The sequence below is a fragment of the Prauserella flavalba genome (genome assembly GCF_003202235.1).
GTDB lineage: Bacteria > Actinomycetota > Actinomycetes > Mycobacteriales > Pseudonocardiaceae > Prauserella_A > Prauserella_A flavalba.
On the sequence record NZ_MASU01000013.1, the window covers coordinates 370,622 to 382,180 of the forward strand.

Annotated in this window: 9 protein-coding genes; 4 read left to right on the forward strand and 5 right to left on the reverse strand. The window is 71.9% G+C overall.

Annotated features, from left to right (window positions below):
• Positions 1-161: 161 nt before the first annotated feature.
• From BA062_RS29020 to BA062_RS29040, 4 genes are all read left to right on the forward strand, one after another.
• The gene (locus tag BA062_RS29020; RefSeq protein ID WP_110342194.1) at positions 162-1,103 is read left to right on the forward strand and encodes a S8 family peptidase; all 942 of its coding nucleotides are present in this window, start codon (positions 162-164) and stop codon (positions 1,101-1,103) included.
• Between the two features lie 89 nt (positions 1,104-1,192).
• Positions 1,193-4,567, forward strand: a complete 3,375-nt coding sequence (locus BA062_RS29025; protein WP_110342196.1) for a pyruvate carboxylase — start codon at positions 1,193-1,195, stop codon at positions 4,565-4,567.
• 271 nt (positions 4,568-4,838) lie between these two features.
• Positions 4,839-5,663: an arginase family protein gene (locus tag BA062_RS29035; protein ID WP_110342636.1), complete on the forward strand. Its 825-nt coding sequence runs from the start codon at positions 4,839-4,841 to the stop codon at positions 5,661-5,663.
• A gap of 162 nt (positions 5,664-5,825) precedes the next feature.
• Positions 5,826-7,055: a PucR-like N-terminal domain-containing protein gene (locus tag BA062_RS29040; protein ID WP_245960084.1), complete on the forward strand. Its 1,230-nt coding sequence runs from the start codon at positions 5,826-5,828 to the stop codon at positions 7,053-7,055.
• Positions 7,056-7,347: 292 nt separating this feature from the next.
• Here the strand turns inward: BA062_RS29040 and BA062_RS29045 are convergent, their stop codons facing one another.
• The 5 genes from BA062_RS29045 to BA062_RS29065 are packed head-to-tail and all read right to left on the reverse strand — an operon-like array spanning position 7,348 to position 11,558.
• Positions 7,348-7,845 carry a hypothetical protein gene (locus tag BA062_RS29045; RefSeq protein WP_110342200.1) on the reverse strand — a complete coding sequence of 166 codons (498 nt, stop codon included), beginning with the start codon at positions 7,843-7,845 and terminating at the stop codon, positions 7,348-7,350.
• A complete protein-coding gene (locus BA062_RS29050) occupies positions 7,842-8,351 on the reverse strand; it encodes a hypothetical protein (RefSeq protein ID WP_245960059.1) in 510 nt (169 codons plus the stop codon). The genes BA062_RS29045 and BA062_RS29050 overlap by 4 nt, the downstream gene beginning before the upstream one ends.
• Positions 8,336-9,529, reverse strand: coding sequence for an MCE family protein (locus BA062_RS29055; protein ID WP_110342204.1), 1,194 nt, complete (start codon positions 9,527-9,529; stop codon positions 8,336-8,338). Before BA062_RS29055 ends, BA062_RS29050 begins: the two co-directional genes overlap by 16 nt.
• Entirely contained in the window at positions 9,529-10,578 is a 1,050-nt protein-coding gene (locus BA062_RS29060; RefSeq protein WP_391353438.1) for an MCE family protein, read from the reverse strand. The genes BA062_RS29055 and BA062_RS29060 overlap by 1 nt, the downstream gene beginning before the upstream one ends.
• A 2-nt stretch (positions 10,579-10,580) precedes the next feature.
• Positions 10,581-11,558, reverse strand: coding sequence for an MCE family protein (locus tag BA062_RS29065; RefSeq protein WP_110342637.1), 978 nt, complete (start codon positions 11,556-11,558; stop codon positions 10,581-10,583).
• Position 11,559 lies beyond the last annotated feature (1 nt).

Below are 11,559 nucleotides of genomic sequence, written 5' to 3' on the forward strand. Positions count from 1 at the left end.
CCCCACCCGCCCCACCCGCGTCACGCCGCCCCGACCGCAGTGAAGGCCACCTTCACTGCGTTGAACGCAGGCATGGTGGCCTTCACTGCAGTTCGCCGTGGCACCGCACGATGGTGGTACTCCGCCTGCGCGCCGGGTGTGCAGGCGGTAGACGGGTGCCCATGCGTATTCGACTGGCCCGCTCCCTGTTCGCCGCCTGCACGGCCGCACTGCTCACGGCCACCGCCGCCCCGGCACTCGCCGCCGCCGGTGTGCAGCAGGCCCCGCCCAACTGGGGGCTGGACCGGATCGACCAGCGGGCCGGGGGCGCCCAGCTGGACCAGCGCTACCAGTACCAGGGCGACGGCGCGGGCGTCACCGTGTACGTGATCGACTCCGGCGTCGACGGCACTCACCCCGAATTCGGGGGCCGCGTTGCCGGCGGCAAGGACTTCGTGGACGGCGACGAGCACCCCGTCGACCTCAACGGCCACGGCACCAGCCTCGCCGGGGTGATCGGCGGCCAGGCACACGGCGTCGCCAAGGCGGTGCGGATCGTGCCGGTGCGGGTGCTGGACCAGAACGGCGGCGGCAACGGGCTCAGCGTCGTCGCCGGCATCGACTGGGTCGTCAACAACGCGCAGCAGCCCGCCGTCGCCGTGATCGGCATCGGCGGGCCCGCGAGCGACGCCGTCGACACGGCCGTACGCGGCCTGGCGAAGATCATGCCGGTGGCCGTGCCCGCGGGTGGCGCCACGGCAGACGCGGGGCAGAGCTCGCCCGGCCGGATCCCCGAGGTGCTCACCGTCGCCGCGAGCGACAAGGCCGACAAACCCGTGCCGACCTCGAACTTCGGCGCCGCCGTGGACCTCTACGCGCCCGGCGCGGACGTGCGGGCGCCCGCGCTCAAGGGTGGGACGGCCGAGCTGACGGGGACGTCGGTCGCCGCCGCGCACGTGGCCGGGGTCGCCGCGCTCTACCGCGCCGCCCACCCCGAGGCGACGCCGCAGCAGGTGACCGAGGCCGTGGTGGCGAACGCGAGCCCCGGGGTACTCACCGGTGTGCGCGAGGGCACCGCGAACCGCCTGCTCTACGCCGACCCTGTCCCGGCAACCGGCCGGTGAGGTCCATTACCTGGGACTGAACTCCCGGAGAGCGGGACTTTCGGGGTAACGTGCCTCGCGACCGATCCGTGTAAAGGAAAGGACCGGGGATGTTCCGCAAAGTGCTCGTCGCCAACCGCGGCGAGATCGCCATCCGTGCGTTCCGTGCCGCCTACGAACTGGGCGCGGGGACGGTGGCCGTGTTCCCGCACGAGGACCGAAACTCGCTGCACCGCCTGAAGGCCGACGAGGCGTACGAGATCGGTGAGCCGGGTCACCCGGTGCGTGCCTACCTCTCGGTGGACGAGATCGTCCGCGCCGCCGTGAAGGCGGGCGCCGACGCCGTCTACCCTGGCTACGGCTTCCTGTCCGAGAACCCGGACCTGGCGCGCGCCTGCGAGGAGGCCGGGATCACGTTCGTCGGCCCCAGCGCGGAGATCCTCGAGCTGACCGGCAACAAGGCCCGCGCCGTCGCCGCCGCGAAGGCGGCCGGCGTGCCCGTGCTCGGCTCGTCGGAGCCGTCGTCCGATGTGGACACCCTCGTCGAGGCCGCCGAGGAGCTGGGCTTCCCGGTGTTCGTCAAGGCCGTCGCCGGTGGTGGCGGGCGCGGCATGCGCAGGGTCGAGGACCCGAAGCAGCTTCGCGAGTCGATCGAGGCCGCCGCCCGCGAGGCCGAGTCGGCGTTCGGCGACCCGACCGTCTTCCTCGAGAAGGCCGTCGTGGAGCCCCGGCACATCGAGGTGCAGATCCTCAGTGACGGGCAGGGCGGCGTGATCCACCTCTACGAGCGCGACTGCTCGGTGCAGCGGCGGCACCAGAAGGTGATCGAGCTGGCGCCAGCGCCGAACCTCGACCCCGAGCTACGCGAGCGGATCTGTGCCGACGCCGTGAAGTTCGCCAAGCAGATCGGCTACCGCAACGCGGGGACCGTGGAGTTCCTGGTCGACCGCGACGGCAACCATGTCTTCATCGAGATGAACCCGCGCATCCAGGTGGAGCACACGGTGACCGAGGAGGTCACCGACGTCGACCTGGTGCAGTCGCAGCTGCGCATCGCCTCCGGCGAGACGCTGGCCGACCTCGACCTGGCGCAGGACAAGGTCTACCTGCGGGGCGCGGCGATGCAGTGCCGCATCACCACCGAGGACCCGGCGAACGGGTTCCGGCCCGACACCGGCATGATCAGCGCCTACCGCTCGCCGGGCGGCTCCGGCATCCGCCTCGACGGCGGCACCGCGTTCTCCGGCACGGAGATCAGCGCGCACTTCGACTCGATGCTCGTGAAGCTCACGTGCCGGGGGCGGACGTTCGCCACCGCCGTCGGCCGGGCCCGCAGGGCATTGGCCGAGTTCCGCATCCGCGGTGTCGCCACCAACATCCCGTTCCTGCAGGCCGTGCTCGACGACACCGACTTCCAGGAGGGACGCGTCACCACCGCGTTCATCGAGGAGCGGCCGCACCTGCTCACCGCGCGGCACTCCGCCGACCGCGGCACCCGCCTGCTGACCTACCTCGCCGACGTCACGGTCAACAAGCCCAACGGTGAGCGGCCGAGGCTCATCGACCCGCAGGCCAAGGTGCCGGTGCTGCCCGAGGGTGAGCCGCCGGCGGGGTCGAAGCAGAAGCTCACCGAGCTGGGCCCGGAAGGCTTCGCGCGGTGGCTGCGCGAGTCGCCGACGATCGGTGTTACCGACACGACCTTCCGTGACGCCCACCAGTCGCTGCTGGCCACGCGCGTGCGGACCAAGGATTTGCTGGCGATCGCGCCCGTCGTGGCGCGGACGGTGCCGCAGCTGCTGTCCGTGGAGTGCTGGGGCGGCGCGACCTATGACGTGGCGCTGCGGTTCCTCGCCGAGGACCCGTGGGAGCGGCTTGCCGCGCTGCGCGAGGCGATGCCGAACATCTGCCTGCAGATGCTGCTGCGTGGCCGCAACACCGTGGGCTACACGCCGTACCCGACCGAGGTGACCGACGCGTTCGTCGAGGAGGCGACCGCGACCGGGATCGACATCTTCCGCATCTTCGACGCGCTCAACGACGTGGAGCAGATGCGGCCCGCGATCGAGGCGGTGCGGGGTACCGGATCGGCCGTGGCCGAGGTGGCGCTCTGCTACACCTCGGACCTGTCGAATCCGGCGGAGAAGCTCTACACGCTCGACTACTACCTCAAGCTGGCCGAGCAGATCGTGGGCGCGGGCGCGCACGTGCTGGCGATCAAGGACATGGCAGGCCTGCTGCGGGCGCCCGCAGCGGTGAAGCTGGTGACCGCGCTGCGCCGGGAGTTCGACCTGCCGGTGCACATCCACACCCACGACACCGCGGGCGGGCAGCTCGGCACGTACCTGGCGGCGATCGGGGCCGGTGCGGACGCCGTGGACGGAGCCGTCGCGTCGATGGCCGGTACGACCTCGCAGCCGTCCCTGTCGGCGATCGTGGCGGCTACCGACTACTCCGACCGGCCGACCGGGCTGGACCTGCAGGCGATCGGTGACCTGGAGCCGTACTGGGAGATCGTGCGCAAGATCTACGCGCCGTTCGAGGCGGGGCTGGCCTCGCCCACCGGCCGCGTGTACCACCACGAGATCCCCGGCGGGCAGCTGTCGAACCTGCGCACGCAGGCGCGGGCCCTCGGACTCGGTGACCGCTTCGAGGACATCGAGAAGATGTACGAGGCGGCCGACAAGATGCTGGGCCACCTGGTGAAGGTCACGCCGTCGTCGAAGGTCGTCGGCGACCTCGCGCTGCACCTCGTCGGTGCGGGGGTGTCGCCGGAGGAGTTCGAGTCGGAGCCCTCGAAGTTCGACATCCCGGACTCGGTGATCGGTTTCCTTCGCGGTGAGCTGGGCGACCCGCCCGGTGGCTGGCCGGAGCCGTTCCGCACCAAGGCCCTCGAGGGCCGCGCGGAGCCGAAGCCGGTGGTCGAGCTGTCCGAAGAGGACCGCTCGGAGCTGGCGGGCAACCGTCGTGTGGCGCTGAACCGGCTGCTGTTCCCCGGGCCGACGAAGGAGTTCGAGGCGCATCGCGAGGCGCACGGCGACACCAGTGTGCTGCCGAGCAAGGACTTCTTCTACGGGCTGCGCCCGGGCGAGGAGTACCAGGTCGACCTTGAGCCGGGTGTGCGGCTGATCATCGAGCTCGAGGCCATCGGCGAGGCCGACGAACGCGGTATGCGGACCGTCATGGCGACCCTCAACGGCCAGCTCCGGCCGATCCAGGTGCGGGACCGTTCGGTGGCCTCCGACCTGCCCGCCAAGGAGAAGGCCGACAAGAACAACCCGAAGCACGTCGCGGCGCCGTTCGCCGGTGTGGTGACGGCGCAGGTGGCCGAGGGCGACACCATCGAGGCGGGCGCCACCGTGGCGACCATCGAGGCCATGAAGATGGAGGCCGCGATCACCGCCCAGGAAGGCGGCACCGTCCAGCGGCTCGCCATCGGCAAGGTGCAGCAGGTGGAAGGCGGCGACCTCCTGATCGTCCTGGAGTAGCCCCTTCACAGCCGCGAGTCGTGCGCTCCGGCTCGCGAGTCGTGCGTTCCCGCGCGCGAGTCGTGCGTTCCCGCGCGCGAGTCGTGCGTTCGGGACGCCGAGTTGTGCGTTCCCGAGCGGGGGACTCAGCGTCTGGAGCGGGGTGACTCGCGCCCCGGAGTGCACGACTCGCGGTCTGGAGCGCACGACTCGCGGTCTGGAGCGCACGACTCGCGGTCTGGAGTGCACGACTCGCGCCCCGGAACGCACGACTCGCGATAGCGTGGGTTCCGTGCTGGTTCAGGCGGTGCCGCAGTGGCAGGGGGCCACGTGGGCGGGTGCGGACGTGCGGCTGCCGACGGGGTGCCGCGTGCTCGCGGCGCTCGCGAGCGAGGTGCTGGGCGTACCGGTGCGTGAGGTACCCGTTCGCGCCGAGGGCACCTCCACTGTGGACAACATCGGCAACAGGGCCGCGCTGGTCGCCAATCGGCAGGCACAGCTCACGGCGCTGGAGGAGCCCGAGGGGCCGGTGCTCACCCTCGGCGGCGACTGCGCCGTCGAGCTGGTACCCGTCGGCGTCGCCCGGTACCGCCACGGCGCCGGCCTCGGCGCCGTCTGGTTCGACGCGCACGCCGACTCCAACACCGCCGCCTCGTCCCCGTCCGGCGCCTTCCACGGCATGGTCCTGCGCTCGCTCCTCGGCGACGGCGACCCCGAGTTCGCCGCGAGCCCTCCGCTCGCACCGGGTCACGCCGTGCTCGTCGGCACGCGCGCCTTCGACCCCGCCGAGCGGCAGGCCGTCGCCGACGGGCTCCTGCGCCACGTGCCTGTTCCCGCCGAACCGGACGCCGTAGCCGACGCGGTCACCGGCTCCGGCGCCACCAAGGTCTACCTCCACATCGACCTCGATGTGCTCGACCCGGGACAGCACGGCCCCCTCATGCGCTACCACGAGCCCGGTGGGCTGTCCGTCGAACAGCTCGTCGCCGGGATCGAGAGCCTCGCGCGGTTCGACGTCGTCGGCGCAGGCATCACCGAATGCGCGGCGTCGCAGCGGCGGGACGTCGAGGCGTTGGTCCCGGTGCTCCAGGCGGTGAGCCGACTACTGGCGGATTGACAACGCCGTTCTTGTCACCGGCGCGATAACACCGTTCAGGAATTTGTCACCGCACTTCGACGGCGCCGGTCCTTTACGCCCGGAGTGATACATTTCGAGCCCTTTTTTCGATGTGTCATCTGTCACCCCTCAATGACTGTGGGGAAGGAGCTGGTGACGATCGTGTCCGGGCGCGTGCTTGACGAACCAGTGGAATCCGTTGCCCTTCCGGGCCGGCTCGCCGACATCATGAGGCCGGAGCTGGAGAGCGTGGCCGAAGAGATCGTCGCGGAGATCCGCGCGCTGATCCCGGAGTACCGGCGCCCGATCGACGGACCGTATGGAAAGTCGATCAAAGCGGGGGTGAAGCACGCGATCACGCTGTTCGTCGAGCAGATCGCCGACCCGAGTGTGTCGAAGGAGCACGCGCACGAGGTGCATCGAAGACTCGGGCAGTACGAGATGCGCGAGGGCCGCAGCCTCGACACGCTCCAGGCCGCGTATCGCGTGGGCGCCCGTATCGCGTGGCGCCGCATCATGCGCGTCGGCCGTCGCAGCGGCTTCTCCTCGGCCGTCATGTCGCAGCTGGCCGACTCGATGCTCGCGTTCATGGACGAACTCGCCTCGGTGGCGCTCGACGGCTACCTCGAGGCCAAGGCCTGCTCGGCCGACGCACTGGAGACGTGGCGGCGCAGGCTCCTGCAGCTGATCCTGGAACGCCCGCCCGCGCCCGCCGAGGCGATCGAGGAGCTGGCCCAGCTCGTCGGCTGGGCGGTGCCGGAGGTCGCGACGCCGGTCGCCGTGCGCTCGTTGTACCGCGCGGGCACGCCCGCGCGGCCCGTGCTCGACCCCGATGTCCTCACGGAACTGGCCGGCCTCGAACCGCACCTGCTCGTGCCGGGGGAGCTGACGCGGGAGCGCATCGCCGTGCTCCAGGCGGCGCTGCCCGACTGCCGCCTCGCGGCGGGTACGTGCGTTCCGCTCGACGCCGTCGCCGACTCCCTGCGCTGGGCCCGCAAGGCACTCACGCTCGTCGACGAGGGCGTGCTGCCCGCGCGGCGGGTGACGTGGACGGACGACTGCCTGCCCACCCTGCTGCTGCACTCCGACGAGCTGCTGGTGCGGCAACTGCGCGGGCGCCTGCTCGCCGCGCTCGACGGGCACACCGCGAAGCAGCGCGAGCGGATGATCGAGACCCTGCGGGCGTGGCTCGACGCGCAGGGCAACGTGCTCGACGTCGCTGAGCGCCTCAACGTCCACCCGCAGACGGTGCGTTACCGCATGCGGCAGCTGGAGGCGACGTTCGGTGATCGTTTGCGCGAGCCGGATGCGCGGTTTGAGATGGAGCTGGCGTTGCGGACGATTCGGGTGGCTCCGGGGCGGTTGTTGCCGAGTCCGCGTGCGGGGCGTTAGCGGGGTTGGAGTTCGGTCGCGACCTAGGGTTTCGCGGTGTGCGGTCGCGGGTAGCTGGGCTGCGGCGCCGGGTTCGGTGGACCTGGGCGACGAGGGTGCGCAATGTCCCCCCGGGGGTTGGAGTTCGGTCGCGACCTAGGGTTTCGCGGTGTGCGGTCGCGGGTAGCTGGGCTGCGGCGCCGGGTTCGGCGGACTTGGGCGACGAGGGTGCGCAATGTCCCCCCCGCAGCCGGTGGTTTGCAGCTGGGGCGGTGGCTTCGGGGCGGTTGGCGCCGAGTCCGCGTGCGGGGCGTTAGCGGGGTTCGAGTTCGGTCACGACCCAGCGTTCGCCTTCGCGGCGCACGGTCACCAGCAGCTGCGCTGCGGCGGCGCCGGGTTCCGCATCGGCCCTCGTCGCCGACTGGTCGAGGAACACCAGCACCTGCGCGCTGCCGGCCGTCAGCGCGCGCACCGCCGAGTCGACCACCCGCGTGGTCACCGACAGCCGCTGGCCGGGTGCCTCCCGCCGCACCTGGGCGAAGAGCGCGTCGTAGCTGCCGCGTGCGTTGCCCCGCAACACTTCCCTCGCCGCCTCCTCGGTCGCGGCGGTGTCCTCGTGGGTGTAGGTGAAGATCCGGTTCACGGCGTTGGTGACGGCCGCGGTGACCTCCGCCGTCGCCTCGGCGTCCACCACCGCCACGTTGCTCGCCGCCTCGCCGGAGCGCACGCCGTTCGCCGCCACGGTGAACCACGCGCCCAGCCCGGCGAGCAGCACCGCGGCCACGGCCAGCGCGAGCTGCCGCCGCCTCACGGCGCCCCTCCCAGCGGCACCTGGTCGAGCGCGCTGAGCTTCCAGCCCCCGTCGGTGCGCCGCAGCTGTGCGCTGAAGCGGTTGCGCGTGGTCGCGGGCTCGGTGCCCTCGCGTGCGGTGGTGATCTCCACCGACGCCAGCATCCTCGCCGTCCCACCCTCGGCGTCCAGCTCGGCGACGGCCGCCTCCAGCACCGCCCCGGTCGCCACCGTGCGGCCCTGGCGCAGCGTCTGTCTGGTCCGCTCCCCGGCCGCCGCGAGCTCGTCGCGCAGCGGTCCGGTGGACACGGCGAGCCAGCGGTCGATGCCCGCCTCCACGTCGTGGTAGTCGAGCGTGGTCACCTGCGCGACGTGTTCGCGCCCCACCCGCAGCACCTCCTCGCGCACGGCACCGGCCGTCACCGCCTCGTCCCCGGCCGCGGAGAGCCAGGAGTACCCGCCCCAGCCCGCGAAGGCCGCCGCCGCGGCGACGGCCGCGACGAGGCCCGCCGTCACTCGGTCAGCCACAGCAGTTCCTCCAGCGTCGTCGACACCGACGGCAGCGGCACCGGAAGGCCACCGGGCACGGCGGCTTCGGGCACGCCGGCCGACGGCGCGTTCTGCGAGCCGCGCACCGAACCGGGATCACCCTTCGGCAGGGTGCACGCGGCGGAGGTGTTGAGCGGCGCCGGGCTCAGGTCGTCGGCCGGCCGCCGGTTCGTGCCCTCGTAGCCCCGCACACACGGCTGGGGGTCGAAGAACGTCAGCACCATCGACAGGTCGCCGCCGTCCGGCGTGATCGCGGTCGATGTCGCGGCCACCGCCTTCGGAGTCACCACGAAGAACTGCTCCATGCCCTCCGGTCTCGCCTCGAACAGCCGCGCCGTGGTGAGCAGGTTCGCCACGAGCACCGACAGCGCGGGGTCGGTGTCCTCCAGCAGCCCGCTCAGCTGCGTCGCCGCCTGCGGCGCCGTGCCGATCAACCGCCGCAGGTCGCCGTCGGCGGACGCGAGCTCCTCGGCCAGCAGTACGGCGTTGTCCGCGAACGACCGCCACGCCTGCGACGAGTCCGCCTGCGTGCGCAGCACCGTGGCCCCGTCGTCGATGAGCGCGGACGTCTGCGGCAGGTGCTCGGCGGCCGTGCGCGTGAACGAGCTGGACGAGTCGAGCAGCACCTGCAGGCTCGGTCCCGCACCCCGCATGGCGTCGTAGAACTCGTCCACCACCACCTGCAGCGACTCGGTGGGCACCGACTCGGTGAACGCCGACAGGTTCGCCAGCAGGTCCTCCACCGGCATCGGCAGCGTCGTCGCCTCGCGGGGGATCACGGCGCCGTCGGTGAGGAACGGCCCGTCCTCGGTGCGGGGCTGCAGGTCGACGTACTGCTCGCCGACCGCGGAGCGGTTGGCCACAACGGCCTGCGAGTTCACCGGGATCGGCGGGGCCGACGATTCGAGGACGAGGTCGGCCTCCATGCCGTCGTCGGTGAGCCGCATGTCGCCGACCCTGCCGACGGCGACGCCCCGGTACGTCACCTCCCCGTTGGTGAAGATCCCGCCGCCCTCGGACAACTGCAGGCGCACGACGTAGCCGCCGTCGCCGAAGAGCCTGGCGAGCCCCGCGTAGTTGGCGCCGACGAAGGCGACGGTGCCGAGCGCGACCACGACGAACGCGATCACCTGGATCCGGACCCTGGTGGTGAGCATCAGGGAGCACCCCCGTCGGTCGGCGGCACCGGCAGTGGCACCTTCGGCTCCGTGTAGCCCTCCCACGGCTCGACGTCCACGAACACGTTGAGGTAGTCGCCCTGGATGCCGTCGAGCACGGCGTCGGTGAACGGGAACGTCGGCAGGATCTCCAGCGCCTTCGGCAGGTCCTGGCCGGCGTCGGCGAGCCGGTCGAGCAGCGGGGCCAGTGCCTCCAGATCGGCGACGAGGTCCTCGCGACTGCGGTCGATCACGTTCACCGCGACGCCGGAGAGCTCGTCGAGCGATTGCAGCATCGTCACCAGCGCGGTGCGCTGCTCCGACAGCTCGCGCAGGCCGGGCGTGAGGTCGTTGAGCGCGCCGGTGATCTGGTCCTCCCGCCCGGCCAGCGTGGACGCGAGCCGGTTCAGCCCGTCGATCGCGCGCGTGATCTCACCGCGATGGGCGTCCAGGTTGGACACCAGCTGGTCCACCCCGGTGAGGAACGATTTGATCTCCTGTTCGTTGCCGCTCAGCACGTTGGACAGCTCGCGGTTGATGGTCTGCAACTGCCCGATGCCGCCGCCGTTGAGCAGCAGCGACAGCGCGCCGAAGACCTCCTCGATCTCCGGGTGCCGGTTGGTGCGCGACAGCGGGATCAGCGCGCCCTCGGCCAGCCGCGCCCGCCGCTCGCCCGGTTCGGCGCGAGGGGAGGCCAGCTCGACGAACTTCTCACCGAGCAGACTCGACTGCCGGATGTTGGCGATCGCGTCGGCGGGCAGATGCACGTCGCCGTTGACCACGAGCACCGCCTGCGCCGTCCAGCCGTCCTCACCGCCGAGGTCGATCGACTCGACGGTGCCCACGGGCACGTCGTTGACCTTCACCGCCGCGTGCGGCACGAGATCGAGCACGTCGCGGAACTGCGCCGTGACGCGGTAGGGGTGGTCGCCGACGTCGGCGCCGCCGGGCAGCGGCAGGTCGTACACGCCGTCGAACTCGCCCGGTGCGCACGCGCCGACGAGCACACCGGCGCAGAGCGCCGCCACGAGGGCCCGGGTCCTGGTCACCGTCACCCTCCCGTCACCGGCAGCGGCAGGTACTCGAAGAGGTTCGCGCGGCCCTGCAGCGTCTGGCTTCGCGGATCGAACGCGTTGTAGGCGTTCTCCACGGCCAGTGGGAGGCCGTCGAGCACCTCGGCCAGCTCGCCGCGGTGGTCCACCAGCAGCCGGGTCGTCGCGGCCAGCTTGTCGACATTGGACTGGATCGCCCCGCGGTTGTCGCGGATGAAGCCCTGGATCTCGCCGAGCGCGACCCCGAGCGTGTGCAGTGCGGCGGACAGCTCCTCGCGGTCGGCCGACAGCGTCTCCCACACCTGCGCGAGCTGGCCGGTCACCTGCCGCACCTGCCCGTCGTTGCCTGCCAGCACGTCGGTGAAGCGGGCCAGCTCCTCGATGGTGGCAAACAGGTCGTCCTCCGATCCGGACAATGTCCGCGTGAGGTCGGCGAAGTCGCGGATCGTCTGGTTGATCGCGGAGCCGTTGCCGCGCAGGTTGTCGGCACCGGTGTCGAGCAGGTCCGACAGCGCGCCGTCGGCGTTCGCGCCGTCGGGTCCCAGCGCGGTGACGAGGCTGTCGAGGCTCGCGTAGAGCTCGTGCAGCTCCACGGGCGTCGCCGTGCGCTCGGCGGGGATCACGGCGCCGTCGGCGAGCCGGGGACCACCGCGAGCGAGGGCGGGCAGCTGCACGTAGCGGTCGGCGACCACGCTCGGCGCCACCACCACGGCGCCGGTGCCGGCCGCGACCGGGGCGTCGGCGGCCACGGTCATCGTCACCTCCACTCGCTCGCCGCGCGGGGTGACCTGCTCGACCTGGCCGACGCGCACGCCGAGCACGCGCACGTCCGAGCCGGGGTAGACGCCCACCGCGAGGGAGAAGTACGCGGTGACGCGTTTGTCGCCGTCGTCGGCGAACACCCACCACAGCCCGGCCGCGAACACCAGACCGAGGACGAGCACCACGGTGGTGACGCGGGTGAGCCGCAACCGCATC

Bases quoted from the DNA above. Each gene is read 5' to 3' on its own strand.
- BA062_RS29020 (WP_110342194.1), top strand. From the start codon at position 162: ATGCGTATTCGACTGGCCCGCTCCCTGTTCGCCGCCTGCACGGCCGCA.
- BA062_RS29025 (WP_110342196.1), top strand. From the start codon at position 1,193: ATGTTCCGCAAAGTGCTCGTCGCCAACCGCGGCGAGATCGCCATCCGT.
- BA062_RS29055 (WP_110342204.1), bottom strand. From the start codon at position 9,529: ATGCTCACCACCAGGGTCCGGATCCAGGTGATCGCGTTCGTCGTGGTC.
- BA062_RS29065 (WP_110342637.1), bottom strand. From the start codon at position 11,558: ATGCGGTTGCGGCTCACCCGCGTCACCACCGTGGTGCTCGTCCTCGGT.